The following is a 17,121-nucleotide window of genomic DNA, read 5'->3' as shown; positions in this document are numbered from 1 at the left end:
TTGCGCTTGTTGAATCATTGGTTAGACGCTTTTACCTCGCCTGAACCCAGACCAAATTAGTGAGGCAATAAGTGAACCTACAATTCCTAAACCAAACCCGATGAGTCGTTCCTGCCAAGCACTTGAAGCTGCTCGTTCGGCTTGTAGTCTCAATATTGAGTCGACAACATCTCGATCAGCGTTAACCATGGGTTTAAGGGCTTCTTCTTCTTTTTTTAGTGAATTAATGGCTTCTTCTGATTGTCTTAGTTGTTCTTTTTGAGTTGCAACAAATGTGGATAAGTTATTTATACTTTTTTGAACTTTGGTAAGGGTCTCCATTTGAGATTCAAACGTCAGGCTCTCTTTTTGAACTGCGCTTTCTCATATGCTTGGTAAAAAGAAACGCCAATGCTGAGTAAGCCAGCTAACAAGGCAACAATCATTTTCAGTCGTTCTACACGGCTTTCAGCTAGGACACGTGAGATTTCTTGTATTAGTGACATTTGCAAATCCTACTTGTGGTGCTGAACAGTAATTAGATGGACGGAGGTATTAATCCGTTAATATAGCCTTCTGTATAGCCCCACCACGCCCTCATAACTAATAGTAAAAAACCTCTTTTAGAACATGATATTACCAGTGTATCTCATATGTCTAGGTGTATTCGTTTGGCTTCTTTTGGCGTTACCTCTGCCGCTGAGTAAAAACACAACCAAGGAGTGGCGACGAAAAACACCACCAAGCATTCGGTGTGTTGTTCATACCCACTCACCGCTGTAGTCATCCTGTTGCCACTCCTGTGTGTCCAGCCCCTCCAATACCCGCCACATCTCTGACTGGTATGGCTGCGGTAGCATCTCTATCCAGCGGCGGGTGCCGGGATGACCCTGCGCCTGGTAGACCTTGCCGCAGAGATCAACCAGCATCGGCCAGTCCTGATCCCCTTCTGGTACTGCGTACTCATCCGGCTGGTTCGGCTCGGCTGGCGACGGGCCCTCTGGCACCCAGTCCGGCTCGCTTGGTACGGTTCTGAGCGACTGCACCTGGCCGTTCTCCAGCCAGAGGGTGAAACCGTCCGTGTTGACACTGGCGCTAGCTCGCAAACGGTCGATTGAGAAGGGTGATAACCCCCATTGCGCCCTCATGATCTGGTCTGTGAAGGCATCAGGATCTGGCCGCGTACAGTTATTGTCAGAGCTCCAGGGGGCCGGGCTGTCGCCGGTCTTAACCCCAACCCCCCTCGCTGCAGCCTCGGCGGCTTTCCTGGCTTCATGGGTGCCAGCGGGCACAATTTCCCACCCTTGCAGGCGGGTCTTGATGCCAAGGCGAGCGGAGGTAATGCCCATCAGGCGCCTGATGTCTTCGCCTTGAGCATTGGCCAGCTCCTCGATGAGGTGGGCCAGCTTGATGGGGTGTTCGGCACGGGTGGCCAGTGCGCCGCCCATGGCGTGCAGGTAGCAGCGAAAGATGCCGTTATCTGCGGCAAAGCGGGCTGCCTCGAAGCGCGGGTCTTGCAGCACGGGCTTGGGTGGGCCAACCAGTTCGGCATGCTTCTTGGCGTTGCTGATGCGGCGCAGCTCGCGCCATACCCCAACCGGGGCGCCACCGATCTGCTGGAAGGTGCGAATGCCCCACCAACTGGCCCAGGCCACGGCATGCAGGGGCGCCCTCATCGGCGGCAGTACCGACCTCTTCGTCATCGTCCAGGTAGGCGCCGTCGATGTTCTTGGCACGCAACTAATTGATATTAATGCAAGGCATTGAATTTAAATAAATAAAAATGGCAGCCGAGGCTGCCATTTTTGTTGGGTGAGTCTTAAGCGATCAGGAGATCTTGCGATCCTGGTCCGGTTCGAACGAGTGACCGGATTTCTCCTGCTCCAGGTTGTCTTCGGAGCGGTGACCAGACCAGTAGTCAGCGTTCTTGATGCCGAGCTTCTCCGGGTGGAACACCGGATCCAGCCCCTGGGCCTGCTGGGCCTCGTAGTCTTTCAGACAGGTGAAGGCGGTCTTTTGCAGCAGCAGGATGGCGATGATGTTGAGCCAGGCCATCAGGCCGACCCCGATGTCACCCATGCCCCAGGCCAGATCGGCGGTCTTGACGGTGCCGTAGACAGTGGCGGCCATCAGGGCAATCTTCAGCAGGAAGGTGAGCCAGGGGCGATTCATCTTGCGGTTGATGTAGGCGATGTTGGTCTCGGCGATGTAGTAGTAGGCAACGATGGTGGTGAACGCGAAGAAGAACAACGCGATGGCCACGAACATGCTGCCAAAGCCCGGCATCATGCTCTCCATGGCGGTCTGCACATAGCCCGGGCCCGCAGCCACGCCGGCAATGCCGGTGTAGAGGGCTGCGCCATCCGGACCCTGCACGTTGTAGAGGCCGGTGATGAGCAGCATGAAGCCGGTGGCGGAGCAGACGAACAGGGTGTCGATGTAGACCGAGAATGCCTGCACCAGGCCCTGTTTGGCCGGGTGGCTTACCGCGGCGGCTGAGGAGGCGTGCGGACCGGTACCCTGGCCTGCTTCGTTGGAGTAGACCCCGCGTTTGACCCCCCACATGATGGCCAGACCCAGAATGGCACCGAAGCCGGCATCCATCCCGAACGCGCTCTTCCAGATCAGCAGGATCACGCCCGGCAGCGCATGGATGTTGAGGGCGATGATGACGCAGGCGACGATGATGTAGCCCAGCGCCATGAAGGGCACCACGGTACTGGCGAAGCTGGCGATGCGCTTGACGCCGCCGAAGATGATGAAACCGAGCAGCAGCGCCAGAGCGGCGGCGGTGACGTTCGGATCGATATCAAACGCGTTTTGCAGACTGGCGCCGATGGAGTTGGCCTGCACCCCTGGCAGCAGCACGCCGCAGGCAAACACGGTGGCAATGGCGAAGGTCCAGGCGTACCACTTCATGCCGAGCCCTTTCTCGATGTAGAAGGCCGGGCCGCCGCGGTATTCGCCGTTGATCTTCTCCTTGTAGACCTGACCCAGGGTGGACTCCACGAAGGCGGAGCTGGCGCCGAGGAAGGCTACCATCCACATCCAGAACAGGGCGCCCGGGCCACCGAAGGTGATGGCGGTGGCGACCCCGGCGATGTTGCCGGTACCGACGCGACCGGCCAGGGTCATGGCCAGCGCCTGGAAGGAGGAGACCCCCGCATCCGTGCTCTTGCCATCAAACATCAAGCGGATCATCTCCTTGATGTGACGCAGTTGCAAAAAGCGGCTGCGCAGGGAGAAGTAGAGGCCTACCCCCAGACACAGGTAGATGAGCGCAGGGCTCCAAATCACACCATTGATGGCATTGACGATCTCATTCATGTACAACAACTCCTTTGTTGTGCTGTCTTGTTGGCGGGGTCTCTGCCCCGCTCCCTTAAATTTCAGGTGACCCTGGAGTCACTCGTTATGATTGGGGACCGGTCGGTGGCGGAAGTTTCCACTGGCCAGTCCGCGGGTTTTAACATATCGATTTGTGCAAGGGCTTCCTAGCGAAATATGTTGTCACCTTGTTAATTTGTGAATTGACATTAACAAATCGTGATGTGGTTGGACAAAATGCGGTGTCAACCCGGTATCATCTCCTCTTTTATCGGCATGCCCGTGGGGGAGAAGCAGAGCAAAATCGAGGCCAAGGATGCAAACAGAGAGAGAGACGGCGGTGATCCGCCCGGCCTGCGCCGGGGATGTGGCCGCCATGGCCGACTTGTTCGGCCAGCTGGGTTACCCGGTCAGCCCACAGGAGCTGGAAGACCGCTGGCTGACGCCGGATCCGGCCAGCGAGGTGCTGGTGGCCTGCCTGGATGAGGGGATCGCAGGCGTCTTGGTGTGGCACTGGCTGAACCCGCTGCACGTTGCACCAGAGTGGGGCCTGATCTCGGCGCTGGTTGTCGATGAGGGGGCAAGGGGAAGCGGAGTGGGGGCCGCCCTGTTGGCCGTGGCAGAGAGCCATGCACAGGCGCGGGGGTGCAGCCAGCTGGAGCTCTCCAGCAGCCTCAAGCGGGAAGGGGCCCATCGCTTCTATCTGGCGCAGGGGTATGTCGAGCGTCCGAAACGGTTTGTGAAAACAGTCTGATCAGCAAGAGGAGTCTGCGTGTTCTGGTCTCGCTTACGAAGTGTGTTTGGTGGTGCGTCCCGGCAAGATGAGCAGGGGCCGGATGCCCTGGAGTGGCAGCAGGCCCTGGCCGCAGTGCCCATTTTGCAGGGCTTTTCCCGGGAGGAGGAGCAGACCCTGATCGGGTTGGCGCAGCAGCTGCTGGCCCGCAAGACCCTCACCCAGATCGGGGTGACGCTTACCTCCCGCCAGCAGGCGGTGCTGGCCCTGCAGGCGGTGCTGCCCATTCTCCATCTGGGGCTCGACTGGTATCGGGGCTTTCACGAGATCATCCTGATCCCCGAGCCTGTGGTGCGCCGCCAGCAGGTACAGGACGAGTTCGGGCTGGTGAGCGAGGTGGAAGAGGAGAACGCCGGCGAATCCTGGCCTCAGGGGCCGCTGGTACTGGCCTGGAGCGAGCTGCAGCAGGACGGTGACTGGGACGGCTTCAATCTGGTGATCCACGAGCTGACCCACAAGCTCGACATGCTGGGAGGGGAGGCCGACGGGGCGCCGCCGCTGCCGGCAGGCATGGATCCGCGCCAGTGGACGAGTGCGCTGCAGTCGGCATTCGATGCCATGCAGGCGCAGCTGGATCGCCACGAACCCACCGCCATCGACCCTTACGCCGCCTCGCACCCGGCCGAGTTCTTGGCGGTGTGCAGCGAGTGCTTTTTTACCGATCCGCTGCGCCTGCGCGACACCTATCCGGCGGTGTACCAGCAGTTCACCCGCTTCTTCGGCCAGCAGCCGGCGACGCGTTTTCCGGCGACCCGACTGCTGGCGGGGGAGCCCGAGTATCACGGCTAGTCGGGTGAACCTGGCAAATCGCGCCTAACAAAAAGGCACCCCGCGGGGTGCCTTTTTCGTGACAGCTGTGTCGGCCGGGTGCTTAGGCAGCGGCTTTGAGCTGAACGGCGGCGGCTTTCTTGTGATCGCCGATCGGCAGCACTGTGCGGCCGAACTGCTCGTTGATCACGGTGGCCATGGCCAGGTAGATGGCGCTGGCACCGCAGATGATGCCTTCGAAACCGGCGATGGTGCCGATCAGGGTGCTGCCGGTGAAGTCACGGGCGGCCAGCAGGAAGAACAGCACGGTCAGGGAGGCGAACACGAACTGCTTCACGCGCGGGTAGTTGACGGTCCCGATCAGCATAAACAGGGTGAACATGCCCCACATCAGCAGGTACCAGCCCATGTAGGCGTGCGGAGTGGCTTCGGCCAGACCCATGGTCGGCATCACCAGCAGGAACACCAGGCTCCACCAGAAGGTGCCGTAGGAGATGAAGGCAGTCACACCGAAGGTGTTGCCGCGCTTGTACTCCATGATACCGGCGATGATCTGGGCCAGACCGCCATAGCACAGGCCCATGGCCAGGATCATGGCGCTGATGGGGAAGAAACCTGCGTTATGGATGTTCAGCAGAATGGTGGTCATACCGAAACCCATCAGACCCAGAGGGGCAGGGTTGGCCAATTTTTCGCTCACGTGGCGTTCTCCAAAAATAGAGGTGGGGGTTGATAAAAGACGCGCGATTTTAGGCAGGCTCTTGGCCCCGGGCAAGAGGTGGAAGGGACGAAACAGTAAAAAAATAACGGAATTTTTTACCCGGCTGACCATTCGTGCGATCCAGGTAGATGGCAGGTAAATGAATGGTGCGAGCAAAGTTGAAAAATTGTATTGAGAAGAACATTCCTGAAAGTTTCATACATCTCGAGGCGATGGGCTGAGCCGCGCTGTCTACCTATTTCCATCGCCAAGCCTGAGCACCCCTGAGTCCAAAAATCACTCTCATATGCCATCAGACGAGAGGCGTCAATGACCGGTTCAATGCAAGCAGCCTGACTGCCTGTCCGCGGCTTCGGCATGGCTGAGCAAGGGGCATTGCGCCGGGCGAGTGAGCTGACGAGGTGGATATCTGAAAAAAGGGTCAGGATGGGGTGATAAAGTGTTGAACGCGAGCTTGGGTCCTGCAGTTGGCCTTATGCAGTGACGCAGATTGTTGCTGGATAGCCGAGAGAGCTGGCCGGATGAAGGGAGAAGAGCAGGAGTGCGAGGCATGTGTTCGGCAATTGCTCTCGAAAGGGGGGCTCAATCCCGAAGAAGAGGGGGAATGGCATCCCCCTCATCCTGCTGATGTCACCGGCTCAATCGTCCAGGGTTAGCACCACCTTGGCCTCCTTGTCGGCCTCCCTGACCTGGCTGTCCAGCACAAACAGCCGCTCCGGCGCGATCCCCTGGCGGTCTACCAGAAACTCCTTGGTGTTCTGGGCGCGGCGCATGGCCAGATTGCGCAGGGACTTGGCGGTGATGAGCTGCTGATCCCGCAGCAGGAGCACCGCCTGGGCGCGCAGGGCCGGGCTCGCCTCATCGAGCTTCAGCCGATCGGCCAGATCCCCGAGATCTTCGTTGAAACGGGCCTCATAGGCCTCTACCAGTGCCGATTGGATGGCGGGGTCCTGCTCCAGCAGATCGAGATCCACCGGGTTGCCGGTGATCTTGGCCAGCACCCGCTCGAGCTTCTGGCGCTGCAAGATGGGGCGCTCCTCGTTGAAGTTGACCTTTCCGCGAATGTTCATGCTGAGTTTGGGTCTGTCCTTGAGGGCCTGTGCCAGCTTGGTCAGCTTCTCCTGCTGGGTGGGGGTGAGATCCGGCTCACCAGGCAGGAAGGGCAACTCGTCCAGATCCTCGCTGCCACCCGCCAGGGAGGCGAGCAGCGAGAAGGGGGAGGTGACCGCCTTGCGCAGGGTGTTGCCAAGCACGTCCCAGAAGATGTTGCCGAGGCTGAAGTCAGGCTGATCCAGGTTGCCCTTCACTTTCAGGTTCATCTGGATGACGCCATTGGCATCGCTCAGCAGGGCAACCGCCAGCCCCAGCGGCAGATCCTTGGCCTGCTCGCTCTTGACCTTTTCCCCCAGTTGCAACTTCTTGATGGTGATGTCGTTGTCCCCCTCCAGCCGGTTGCCGTGCAACTGGTAGTTGAGCTTCATGGAGAGCTGGCCCTTGTCGATGGCGTAACCGGCGTAGGTGCTGGAGTAGGGGGTGAAGGTGGTAAGCTCCAGGTTGTTGAAGGTGACGGCCACGTCCAGCACCGGCTGCTCGATCAGCAGGTTGGTGCCGCCGCGAATGGTTACCGGGGCATAGCGGTCCACCTTGCCGTTGAAGGCCAGCTCGGAGCGCTGGCCCGGGATGTTGCTGATGTGGCGACTCTGGCCGCTGAGGGAGGCGATGTCCACCACGAATTCCGGGCTCAGGCTGCGATCGGCAAAGCGCAGGTTGCCCTGCTCGGTGCGTACCTGGGCGATGCTGACGCGGGGGGCCGGGCCGCTGCTGGCGGGCTTGGCCGTGGCCGGTTGCGGCAGCAGCAGTTGCTGCACGTTGGTGACCCTGTCCTCGTTGATCTCGATGCGGGCGAAGGGTTTGCGCAGCAGGATGTCGTCGATCTTCACCTGCTGGCTGATGCCGTCGTAGTGCAGGCCGCTCAGTTGCAGTTGCTCAATTTGCAGCAGGCGCTGGTTGTCGGCCCGATCCAGCACGTTGAGCCGATCGATGTCGAGCCCGCCGCTCAGCTCCAGCTTGCTCAATGCCCCCTTGGCATCGGTGGCCAGCGCCAGCTTGGTGCGGCTGGCAAGCTGGCCGTCGCGCACACTGATGCGCAGCAGATCTTGCAGATAGGGCTGGGCCCAGCTGAGCGGCAGACCCTGTTGCTTGATCTCGCCGTTTAGGCTGAAGGGGGCGAGGGCGAGGTCGCCGTCAAAGTCCAGTTTTGCCTGGTTGTTGAGCGCCCCGCTCAAGGTGAGCGGGCTGCTCTGTCCGCTCTGACTGCCCAGCGGACCCAGGGCCAGCGTCAGGGCGGAGAGCTCGCGCAGCAGCGGCTTGCCGCTGCTCGATTCGGTCAGCTTGAGCTGGCCCTGTTCGATGCGGGTCTGCTTGAGGCTCCAGCGCCAGGGTTTGGCCGGGGCGGCCGGTTTGGCGGCTTTACTGGTTTTGACCGGCGGCTGCGGGATCAGCAGGGTCGCCAGATCCAGCTGCTGGTTGGCATCGAGCACGGCACTGACGGCCGGGGCCTTGAGCGTCACCCGGTCGATTTGCAGCGCCTGCTTGCTGCCGTCGAGCGCGATGCCGGTCAGCGCCAGCTGCTTGAAGCGGGCAAATTCGCCGCCCTTGCTGCGCTGAAGCTGCCAGTCATTGAGGGTCAGCTTGCCCTTGGATAGCTGCCAGCTGAGCCCCTGCTTGCCCTCGGTTATCTGGTAGGAGACTTCGGCACTGGCTTCGCCCCTGGCCAGCTTGACGTCGAGATAAGGGGCCCAGAGCGGGGCGAAGGGGGCGAGCGCCAGTTTGCCGAGGCTGATCTTGCCCTTGCCGGCGCCGTTTATGATGTCGAGCTCACCGCTCGCCTTGAGTGGACTCTGCTTATTGAGGGTGGCTCCGAGCACGAAAGGGTTGGTGCGGCCCGAGGCGGTGGAGAAGGTCGGCAATTGCAGGTCGAGCCCGCTCAGGGCCAGGGTAGGCACCCAGCCCGGGCTGCTCTGCTTGCGGCTGTCCTGATAGGTGATGTGACCCCGCTCGGCCGCCAGCCGGTTGATCTGCACCAGCAGGGGGGCGCCACTGTCGGTGGTCGCGGCGTCACCCGGCGCGAGCAGGCTGGCCAGCGCCTCGGTCAGGTTGAAGCGAGCGTCTTGGCCGCGATCCGCCAGTCGCACCAGATTGACCGTCGGCTTGACCAGCAGTGCCTCATCGAGGATCAGGGCGCGCTGGCGCCAGCTTTCCCCTATCAGGGGGGTGAGCTGCAAGCGATCGAAGGCGACGAGGGGCTGCTGCTGGTCATCGAACAGGGTGGTGGGGCCGATGGCGAGGGAGGGGTGGCGCAGGCCGACGTCAATCTCCCCCAGGCTCAGGTACAGACCGTAGTGTTTGGCCAGCCAGGCCGGCAGGTGGCGCTGGGTGAGGGTGGGGGCTTGCCATAACAGAATGAGCAGAGAACAGAGCAGGGCGGCGCAGAAGTAGAGAGCGTAGCGCAGCAGGCGGGCACGCAGGGGCTTGGGCATGAGGGTCTCCAATTGATGCGCATAGGGTAACAAACTTTCAGGTCATTATCATGGTGCCACTTGATTCTGTACGCCGTACCTTGTCCAGAGGCTTGCCAGTTTTCCGCTCTTTTCAAGCGCATCCAGCCACAACTCCAGCTGCTGCACCGAGACTCTGCTATCCGGGCTGAGCAGGGCTCGCAGCACGTATTGCTGATCCCATTTGTCCGATCGCAGCAGTCGTGCGGCCTGTTCCGGCTGTTCTTTCTCGAACTCGTTGAGGTAGGAGAGGTTGATGATGGCCACCTCGCCGCGCCCCTTGAACAGCCCCTGCAGGGCGCTGACGTTGTCCTTGACCAGGGTGATGCTGAAGCGCTGCTTCATGTTGCCCGGTGTCGCGTCGAAGTCGGCGATGCCGTAGTGATAGCCGCTGACCCCGATCAGCTGGCGTTGCTCCAGATGATCAAAGAAGGATTGATCCCGCCCCGGCGCCTTGAGTGCAACATAGATCTCCCCACCCAGCAGCAGCGGACGGGTCATCAGCACCTCATCGGCATGCCAGTCCCAATGGATGTCTTCAAACAGGATCAGGGAGAAACGACCGAGGGCCAGCGCCTGGTAGCGGTGAGTGGCGGAGGTGGGCACGAAGACGAAACGCACGTCCCGCTGGATGTCGTTGAGCTGGGCGATAAGATCTAGGGTCAGCCCGTGATAGCCGTCGTTCGCATCCTTGATCACAAAGGGGGCATAGGGGTAGCCGCCGACCCGGATCACAGGGTGGCCCCATGCCCCGCAGCAGAGCAGCAGCAACAACCAGCACCAGCGTTTCATCGGGGCTCCCGGGAGGGGGTAAATAACCCCAGATTCGGTTAATCTGCGCCAGTTTTCAAGCCGTTAAGGGAATTTACGCAGCGCTGCTCGGCCGCCTCCAGCTCGGCCATCACCATCTGGATATCCTCCAGCTGCTGGCGCAGGGAGTGGCGCTTGGTTTCGATGAGCTGGATCATGGAGTTGAGCTGGGTCTTGCTGGAACGGTCGGTGTCATACATGTCGAACAGCTCGCGGATCTCCGCCAGGCTGAAGCCGAGGCGTTTGCCGCGCAGGGTCAATTTCAGGCGGATCTTGTCCTTGTGGCTGTAGATGCGGGTCTGCCCCTCCCGGGTCGGGGTGATGAGCCCCTCGTCCTCGTAGTAGCGGATGGTGCGCGGGGTGATGTCAAACTCGTGAGCCAGCTCGGAGATGCTGTAGGTCACCTCCTTGCCGGCGAGTCCGTGGGCGAGGGTGTTGGGCATGGCGGGGCTCCTTAGTGCGGGGATGAGTGCGGAGATGGTTGGCACAGCCGCGTGCGCAGCCGCTCGGCGTTGGCATGCAGGGCCCGGCCGACTCGCGAGCCGTTGGGGCGGCCGAGCTGCTCGCTCACCCACTGGCCGGTGGCGGCCAGCTTGTCGAGATCGACACCTGTGCTCATGCCAAGGCCGTGCAGCAGATAGACCACCTCCTCCGAGGCGACGTTGCCGGAGGCGCCGGGGGCATAGGGGCAGCCGCCGAGTCCGGCCACCGAGCTGTCGATGGTGCGGATGCCGCGCTCCAGCGCCGGCAGCAGGTTGGCCAGCCCCTGGCCATAGGTGTCGTGAAAATGGACCGCCAGCCGGCCGGCCGGGATCTCGTGCAGCACCGCATCCAGCATGGGGGCCACCGTGCCCGGTGTGCCGACGCCTATGGTGTCGCCGAGGGATATCTCGTGGCAGCCCAGATCCAGCAGTCGCTCAGCCATGGCGGCGACCCGCTTGGGCCGGGTCGGGCCGTCGAACGGGCAGGCGATGACGGTGGAGAGGTAGCCGCGCACCTTGATGCCAAGGCTGCGCGCCTCCTGCACCAGGGGGGCGAAGCGCACCAGCGACTCCTCCACGCTGATGCCGATGTTGGCCCGGGTAAAGCCGTCGGAGCAGGCAGTGAAGAGGCCTATCTCGTCGGCGCGGGCGGCGATGGCGGCCTGCAGCCCCTGCAGATTGGGCACCAGGGCGCCGTAACGGGTTGCAACCTTGCGCGGCAGGGCGTCGAACAGTGCGGCGGAATCCGCCATCTGCGGCACCTTTTTGGGGGAGACGAAGGCGCCCACCTCGATGCGCTGCAGCCCGCTCTCGGCCAGCCGGGCGATGAGCTCCAGCCGCTGCACCAGCGAGAGGATCGCAGTTTCATTTTGCAGGCCGTCCCGCGGCCCCATCTCCACCAGGCTGACCTTGTCGTCCCGGTTCTCCTGTGCTCGGTTCATGAGCGCACCTCCTGCTCGGTCTGCTCTTCGGCAAAGCGCACCAGCACGGCGCCCTGACTCACCTGTTCGCCCTGGCGGCACTGCAGCGCTTCGATCACCCCATCCCGGTCGGCCTTGAGGACGTGCTCCATTTTCATCGCCTCCAGCACCAGCAGGGGCTGCCCCTTGCTGACCGGCTGGCCGGCCTCGACCTGCAGCGCCACCACTATGCCGTGCATGGGGGCCAGGATGCCGGCGCCGCCGCCCATCTCGTGATCATGGTGCAGTTGATGATGCTGATCATCGGCCGAGAAGCGGATGCGTCTGCCCGCCAGTTGCAGCAGATAGTCGCCCTCGCCGAGGGACTGCAGCGGGTAGCGCAGCCAGTTGCCGTCCTGCTGCAGGCGTATGTGATCCGGCCCAAGCTCGAACGGGATCTGTTCACCCTGCCAGAGCAGGGCGCCTGCCCGCTCGGTGAGGGTCAGCACCCGGGCCTCCTCGTCGATGCGCACCGCCGCGCTGAAGCTGCGGCTGGGGCCGAGCCGAAAGCCTGTTGCCTGCTGCCAGGGGGAGGCATCGCGCTGGCGACTGGCGAGCCAGAGCGCGGCGAGCGGCCAGGTGAGCGCTGGAACGGGCAGAGTATCGGTGGGAATGGGCCACTGGGTGTGGTGGCCCATCGCCAGCACCTCTGGCTCTTCGCACAGGCGCAGCAAGAGCGGGCCGTTGTGTACCAGGGGGCCGAGCTCCAGCGCCGCCAGCGCGTCGGCCAGGCTGGCAAAGGCTTCGCTGCGACTCGGTGCATGGGCGATCAGCTTGGCGATCATGGGGTCGTAATAGGGGCTTACCGCATCGCCGGCGCCGACGCCGGTATCGATGCGCACTCCCTTGGGCCAGCTGAGCCAATTGATGGGGCCGCTGGCGGGCAGAAAACCGGCAGCCACGTCCTCGGCGTAGAGGCGCGCCTCCACCGCGTGGCCGCGCAGCATCACTTCATCCTGGGTGAGCGGCAGCGGCTTGCCTTCGGCTACCGCCAGCTGCCAGGCCACCAGATCCTGGCCGGTGACGGCCTCGGTGACCGGGTGCTCCACCTGCAGCCGGGTGTTCATCTCCATGAAGAAGAACTCCTCCCCGCACAGCAGGAATTCGATGGTGCCGGCTCCTCGATACTTGATGGCCCGGGCGGCGGCGACGGCCGCCTCGCCCATGGCGCGGCGCAGCGCTGGAGCAATGTCGGGGGCGGGGGCCTCCTCGATCACCTTCTGGTGGCGGCGCTGCAACGAGCAGTCCCGATCCCCCAGATAGATGGCGTTGCCGAGAGTATCGGCAAACACCTGCACCTCCACGTGGCGGGCGCAGGCGAGATAGCGCTCCAGCAGCACGTGGTCGTCACCGAAGGCAGAACTTGCCTCCCGCTTGACCGCCGCCAGGGCGTCATCAAAGTCGGCCAGCTGATCGACCCGGCGCATCCCCTTGCCACCGCCGCCACTGGCCGCCTTGATAAGGAGCGGAAAGCCCACCAGGCTAGCCTGATCGCGCAAAAAGTCGGGGTGCTGATCCGCGCCGTGATAACCGGGCAGCACCGGCACGCCGGCGGCCTGCATCAGCGCCTTGGCGCCGGACTTGTCGCCCATGGCGAGAATGGCGGCGCCACTTGGGCCGATGAAGCGCAAGCCCCGCTGCTCGCAGGCGGCGGCAAAGTCGCTGTTCTCTGAGAGAAAACCGTAGCCCGGGTGGATGGCGTCGGCGTTCGCCTGCTGGGCGATACGCAGTACCTTGCCGGTGTCGAGGTAGCTCTCACGGGCGGGGGCCGGCCCCAGATGCCAGGCTTCGTCGGCTTCGCGCACATGCATGGCGCTGGCGTCGGCGTCCGAGTAGAGGGCGATGGTGTGAATGCCGAGGCGCCGGGCGGTCTTGATGATCCGCACGGCGATTTCGCCGCGGTTGGCGATCAGCAGGCGCTGGATGGGAGCCTGATGTGTCATTGTTGCTCCTCGTTCATAAGGCTGCACAGTGGCCCGATGTCGTGATGCGCACAGCGATCATTCTCACCGCGGTTGGCGATAAGCAGACGCTGGATAGGGTGATATTGAGTCATGTTTCGTCCTTGAAACGGGGACGCCAGTTGGGGGAGCGTTTGTCGAAGAAGGCTTGCATCCCCTCCTGGGCTTCGAGACCGACCCGTACCCGGGCGATGGTCTCTACGGTTTTCTCTTCGTGCAGGCTGGCGCTGTGGCTCTCGAGGGCGGCCAGCAGCCGCTTGGTCTCTTTCATCGCCTCCGGCCCGTTGCGGCACAGGCGCAGGGCCTGCGCGCGTCCTTCGGCCAGCAGCTTATCCGGCGGGCAGCGCCGGTGCGCCACGTTGAGCCGGCAGGCAGTGACCGCATCGAACGGTTCGGCGCTGAGCATCAGGGCGCGGGCCTGGCGCATTCCCATGGCGCGCACCACGTAGGGGCTGATCACCGCGGGCACCAGCCCGAGGCTCACCTCGGAGAGGCAGAAGCGGGCGTCATCGGCGGCCAGCACCAGATCGCAGGCACAGACCAGGCCAAGCGCCCCGCCGTAGGCGGCCCCCTGCACCAGCGCCACCGTGGGGAAGGGGAGCTCGTCCAGGGTTTGCATCAGCCGGGCCAGCACCCGGGCGTCTTCCCGGTTGTGCTCGAAATCGGAGTGGGCCTGGTTGCGCATCCAGTTGAGGTCGGCGCCGGCGCAAAAATGCTTGCCTTCGGCGCGCAGCAGCAAGGCGTGGGGGCGGTCGGCGAGGGCCTGGCCGTGGGTGTGGGCCAGCTCGTCGAGGCAGTCGAGCAGCCCCAGCATGAGGTCGGCGTCGAAGGCGTTGTGGCGGGCCGGGCGCGACAGCACCAGCTCGGCCAGCGGGCCGTGTCGCTCCAGCCGAAAACCGGGCTGGACGTCGTGACTGAATGGATCGGACATGTGAACTCCTTACATCCGGAAGATGCCGTACTGTTCCGGGCCGGTCTCGGCCCCCTGACAGGCCGCCAGCGCCAACGCCAGCACGGTGCGACTCTGGGCCGGGTCGATGACGCCGTCGTCCCACAGGCGAGCGCTGGCGTAATAAGGGTGACCCTGACGCTCATACTGCTCGATCACCGGGGAGCGGATGGCGGCCGCCTCCTGCTCGCTCAACGGCTTGCCCTCGGCCGCCAGCTTGTCCCGGCGCACCTGCACCAGCACCCCGGCCGCCTGCTCGCCGCCCATGACGGAGATGCGGCTGTTGGGCCAGCTGAACAGAAAATCAGGGTCGTAGGCGCGCCCGCACATGCCGTAGTTGCCGGCGCCAAAGCTGCCGCCGACGACCAGGGTGATCTTGGGCACCCGGCTGCAGGCCACCGCGGTGACCAGCTTGGCGCCGTGCTTGGCGATCCCTTCGCGCTCAGCCGAGCTGCCCACCATAAAGCCGGTGATGTTCTGCAAAAAGAGCAACGGGATGGCGCGCCGGTTGCAGAGCTGGATGAAGTGGGCTCCCTTCTGGGCGCTGTCGCTGTGCAGCACCCCGTTGTTGGCGAGGATCCCCACCGGCATTCCGCAGATCCTGGCAAAACCGGTGACCAGGGTGGTGCCGAACAGCGCCTTGAATTCGTCAAAGTCCGAGCCATCCACCAGCCGGGCGATCAGCTCCCGCGCGTCATAGGGGCGCTTGAGACTGGTGCCCACCAGGCCGTAGAGCTCCTCGATGGGGTAGCAGGGGGGCTCGTAGCCGGGGTTGGTCTCTACCGGCTCATTGCCCAGGTGGGTTACCAGGGTGCGGGCGATGGCCAGGGCGTGGGCATCGTCGCGGGCCATGTGATCCGCCACCCCGGAGTGGGCGCAGTGCACCTCGGCGCCGCCCAGCGCCTCGGCGCTGATCTCCTCGCCGGTGGCTGCCTTGACCAGCGGCGGGCCCGCCAGAAAGATGGTGGCCTGCTCCCTGACCATGATGGATTCGTCCGCCATGGCGGGCACATAGGCGCCCCCGGCGGTGCAGAGCCCCATCACCACCGCCAGCTGGGGGATGTTCTGGGCCGACATGCGGGCCTGGTTGTAGAAGATGCGGCCAAAGTGATCCCGGTCGGGGAACACCTCATCCTGCATCGGCAAGAAGGCACCGCCGGAATCCACCAGATAGAGGCAGGGGAGGCGCAGCCGCTCGGCAATGGCCTGGGCGCGCAGGTGCTTTTTCACCGTGAGCGGGTAGTAGGTGCCGCCCTTCACGGTGGCATCGTTCACCACCAGCATACACAGGCGCCCAGAGACCCGGCCGATGCCGGTGAGGATGCCGGCGGCGGGCACCGGTTCGTCATAGACCTGCCAGCCGGCCAGCGCCGAGAGCTCGAGAAAGGGGGAGCCCGGGTCCAGCAGCTGGTTGATGCGCTCGCGGGGCAGCAGCTTGCCGCGGGCCTGATGACGGGCGTTGTTGGCCGCGCCGCCGCCCAAGGCTATCGCCTCCAGGCGGGCATTGAGATCGTCGACCAGGGCCTGCATGGCGGCCTGATTGGCCTCGTAGTCGGGGCTGGCGGTGTCGAGACGGGAGTGGAGCCTGCTCATGCGTTATCTCCCATCAGCTCGCGGCCGATGAGCCAGCGGCGGATCTCCGAGGTGCCGGCGCCTATTTCGTAGAGCTTGGCGTCCCGCAGCAGGCGGCCGGTGGGGTATTCGTTGATGTAACCGTTGCCGCCGAGCAGCTGGATGGCATCGAGCGCCATCTGGGTGGCATTTTCGGCGGCAAACAGGATGGCGGCGGCGCAATCCTTGCGACTGGTGCGGCCCTGATCGCAGGCGCTCGCCACCGAATAGACCAGCGCCCGGCTGCTGGCGAGGCGGGTATACATGTCGGCAAGCTTGCCCTGCACCAGCTGGAACTCACCGATGGGCTGGCCGAACTGCTTGCGCTCGCGCACATAGGGCAGCACCACGTCCATGCAGGCCTGCATGATGCCGAGCGGGCCGGCCGCCAGCACCACTCGCTCGTAGTCGAGCCCGCTCATCAATACCTTGACCCCACCGTGCAGGGGGCCCAGCAGGTTTTCCTGCGGCACCCGGCAGTTGTCGAACACCAGCTCGCAGGTGCTGGAGCCGCGCATGCCGAGCTTGTCGAGCTTCTGGGCGGTGGAAAAACCTGGGGTCCCCGCCTCGACGATAAAGGCGGAAATCCCTTTGGGCCCGGCGGTGGCATCGGTCTTGGCATAGATGACGAAGGTGTCGGCATCGGGCCCATTGGTGATCCACATCTTGTTGCCGTTGAGCACGAAGTGATCCCCCTCGCGCACCGCGGTGAGGCGCATGCTCACCACGTCAGAGCCGGCGCCCGGCTCGCTCATGGCGAGCGCCCCCACATGCTCGCCGCTCACCAGCGGCGGCAGGTAGCGCGCTTTCTGCGCCGCCGTGCCGTGGCGGTGGATCTGGTTGATGCAGAGGTTGGAGTGGGCGCCGTAGGAGAGGCCGACCGAGGCGCTGGCGCGGCTCACCTGCTCCATCACCAGCACGTGGGCCAGATAGCCGAGGTTCACCCCGTCATACTCCTCCGCCACCGTGATGCCGTGCAGCCCCAGCTCACCCATCCGGGGCCAGAGATCGCGGGGGAAGACGTTGCTCTGATCGATGTCGCCGGCCCGCGGCGCGATCACTTTCTGGCAGAAGGCCTCGACCTGCTCGGTCAGGGCGCACAGGGTCTCGTCCATCACTGCATGCATCCTTGCTCTCCTCATATGAAGGGGGTGACAGCCTGGCGGCCGAGCCGAAACAGGGGGCCAAACTGGTCAGTCCATTT

General features: G+C 63.4%; 13 protein-coding genes and 1 pseudogene. 2 read left to right on the top strand and 12 right to left on the bottom strand.

The annotated features are described in order from the left end of the window. Positions 1 to 21: 21 nt before the first annotated feature. The 3 genes and pseudogenes from AB5Y98_RS19965 to AB5Y98_RS19955 all read right to left on the bottom strand — a co-directional run bounded on the left by AB5Y98_RS19965 (position 22) and on the right by AB5Y98_RS19955 (position 3,306). The gene (locus AB5Y98_RS19965; protein WP_368232708.1) at positions 22 to 321 is read right to left on the bottom strand and encodes a hypothetical protein; all 300 of its coding nucleotides are present in this window, start codon (positions 319 to 321) and stop codon (positions 22 to 24) included. 419 nt (positions 322 to 740) lie between these two features. Beyond that, a pseudogene (locus tag AB5Y98_RS19960) lies at positions 741 to 1,713 on the bottom strand (replication endonuclease); the annotation flags it as partial. Positions 1,714 to 1,806: 93 nt separating this feature from the next. Continuing rightward, positions 1,807 to 3,306 (bottom strand): sodium:alanine symporter family protein, encoded by a 1,500-nt coding sequence (locus AB5Y98_RS19955; RefSeq protein WP_017764317.1) that lies wholly within the window; start codon positions 3,304 to 3,306, stop codon positions 1,807 to 1,809. Positions 3,307 to 3,622: 316 nt separating this feature from the next. Between AB5Y98_RS19955 and AB5Y98_RS19950 the strand changes: the two genes are divergently transcribed. Both AB5Y98_RS19950 and AB5Y98_RS19945 read left to right on the top strand, forming a co-directional pair. After that, on the top strand, positions 3,623 to 4,060 hold the full coding sequence (locus AB5Y98_RS19950) for a GNAT family N-acetyltransferase (protein ID WP_026139051.1): 438 nt from the start codon (positions 3,623 to 3,625) through the stop codon (positions 4,058 to 4,060). A gap of 18 nt (positions 4,061 to 4,078) precedes the next feature. Further along, entirely contained in the window at positions 4,079 to 4,888 is an 810-nt protein-coding gene (locus tag AB5Y98_RS19945; protein ID WP_017764319.1) for a zinc-dependent peptidase, read from the top strand. Positions 4,889 to 4,970: 82 nt separating this feature from the next. Here AB5Y98_RS19945 and AB5Y98_RS19940 read toward each other — a convergent pair whose 3' ends face one another. The 9 genes from AB5Y98_RS19940 to AB5Y98_RS19900 form a co-directional block, all read right to left on the bottom strand. After that, positions 4,971 to 5,567 (bottom strand): GPR1/FUN34/YaaH family transporter, encoded by a 597-nt coding sequence (locus AB5Y98_RS19940; protein WP_017764320.1) that lies wholly within the window; start codon positions 5,565 to 5,567, stop codon positions 4,971 to 4,973. A 659-nt stretch (positions 5,568 to 6,226) separates the two neighbouring features. Then, positions 6,227 to 9,127 (bottom strand): DUF748 domain-containing protein, encoded by a 2,901-nt coding sequence (locus AB5Y98_RS19935; protein WP_368232707.1) that lies wholly within the window; start codon positions 9,125 to 9,127, stop codon positions 6,227 to 6,229. Positions 9,128 to 9,175: 48 nt separating this feature from the next. Then, positions 9,176 to 9,937: a substrate-binding periplasmic protein gene (locus AB5Y98_RS19930; RefSeq protein ID WP_368232706.1), complete on the bottom strand. Its 762-nt coding sequence runs from the start codon at positions 9,935 to 9,937 to the stop codon at positions 9,176 to 9,178. Positions 9,938 to 9,975: 38 nt separating this feature from the next. After that, positions 9,976 to 10,398: a MerR family DNA-binding transcriptional regulator gene (locus AB5Y98_RS19925; protein ID WP_005301493.1), complete on the bottom strand. Its 423-nt coding sequence runs from the start codon at positions 10,396 to 10,398 to the stop codon at positions 9,976 to 9,978. 11 nt (positions 10,399 to 10,409) lie between these two features. Further along, on the bottom strand, positions 10,410 to 11,378 hold the full coding sequence (locus AB5Y98_RS19920) for a hydroxymethylglutaryl-CoA lyase (RefSeq protein WP_336289422.1): 969 nt from the start codon (positions 11,376 to 11,378) through the stop codon (positions 10,410 to 10,412). Next, a complete protein-coding gene (locus AB5Y98_RS19915) occupies positions 11,375 to 13,339 on the bottom strand; it encodes a biotin carboxylase N-terminal domain-containing protein (protein WP_368232704.1) in 1,965 nt (654 codons plus the stop codon). The genes AB5Y98_RS19920 and AB5Y98_RS19915 overlap by 4 nt, the downstream gene beginning before the upstream one ends. 109 nt (positions 13,340 to 13,448) lie before the next feature. After that, positions 13,449 to 14,288 (bottom strand): enoyl-CoA hydratase-related protein, encoded by an 840-nt coding sequence (locus AB5Y98_RS19910; protein ID WP_368232702.1) that lies wholly within the window; start codon positions 14,286 to 14,288, stop codon positions 13,449 to 13,451. Positions 14,289 to 14,297: 9 nt separating this feature from the next. Continuing rightward, positions 14,298 to 15,899: a carboxyl transferase domain-containing protein gene (locus AB5Y98_RS19905; protein ID WP_368232700.1), complete on the bottom strand. Its 1,602-nt coding sequence runs from the start codon at positions 15,897 to 15,899 to the stop codon at positions 14,298 to 14,300. After that, entirely contained in the window at positions 15,896 to 17,044 is a 1,149-nt protein-coding gene (locus tag AB5Y98_RS19900; RefSeq protein ID WP_368232698.1) for an isovaleryl-CoA dehydrogenase, read from the bottom strand. The genes AB5Y98_RS19905 and AB5Y98_RS19900 overlap by 4 nt, the downstream gene beginning before the upstream one ends. Between the last annotated feature and the right edge of the window lie 77 nt (positions 17,045 to 17,121).

The organism is Aeromonas sp. s3, from assembly GCF_040907805.1.
Lineage (GTDB): Bacteria > Pseudomonadota > Gammaproteobacteria > Enterobacterales > Aeromonadaceae > Aeromonas > Aeromonas dhakensis.
The sequence above is the reverse complement of the archived record's forward strand: the minus strand, read 5'-3'. Positions and strand labels throughout refer to the sequence as shown.

Excerpts from the sequence above, each read along its gene's own strand:
- AB5Y98_RS19920 (WP_336289422.1), bottom strand. The coding sequence starts at position 11,378 with ATGAACCGAGCACAGGAGAACCGGGACGACAAGGTCAGCCTGGTGGAG.
- AB5Y98_RS19935 (WP_368232707.1), bottom strand. The coding sequence starts at position 9,127 with ATGCCCAAGCCCCTGCGTGCCCGCCTGCTGCGCTACGCTCTCTACTTC.
- AB5Y98_RS19915 (WP_368232704.1), bottom strand. The coding sequence starts at position 13,339 with ATGACACATCAGGCTCCCATCCAGCGCCTGCTGATCGCCAACCGCGGC.
- AB5Y98_RS19925 (WP_005301493.1), bottom strand. The coding sequence starts at position 10,398 with ATGCCCAACACCCTCGCCCACGGACTCGCCGGCAAGGAGGTGACCTAC.
- AB5Y98_RS19905 (WP_368232700.1), bottom strand. The coding sequence starts at position 15,899 with ATGAGCAGGCTCCACTCCCGTCTCGACACCGCCAGCCCCGACTACGAG.
- AB5Y98_RS19965 (WP_368232708.1), bottom strand. The coding sequence starts at position 321 with ATGGAGACCCTTACCAAAGTTCAAAAAAGTATAAATAACTTATCCACA.
- AB5Y98_RS19955 (WP_017764317.1), bottom strand. The coding sequence starts at position 3,306 with ATGAATGAGATCGTCAATGCCATCAATGGTGTGATTTGGAGCCCTGCG.
- AB5Y98_RS19950 (WP_026139051.1), top strand. The coding sequence starts at position 3,623 with ATGCAAACAGAGAGAGAGACGGCGGTGATCCGCCCGGCCTGCGCCGGG.
- AB5Y98_RS19900 (WP_368232698.1), bottom strand. The coding sequence starts at position 17,044 with ATGCATGCAGTGATGGACGAGACCCTGTGCGCCCTGACCGAGCAGGTC.
- AB5Y98_RS19910 (WP_368232702.1), bottom strand. The coding sequence starts at position 14,288 with ATGTCCGATCCATTCAGTCACGACGTCCAGCCCGGTTTTCGGCTGGAG.
- AB5Y98_RS19930 (WP_368232706.1), bottom strand. The coding sequence starts at position 9,937 with ATGAAACGCTGGTGCTGGTTGTTGCTGCTGCTCTGCTGCGGGGCATGG.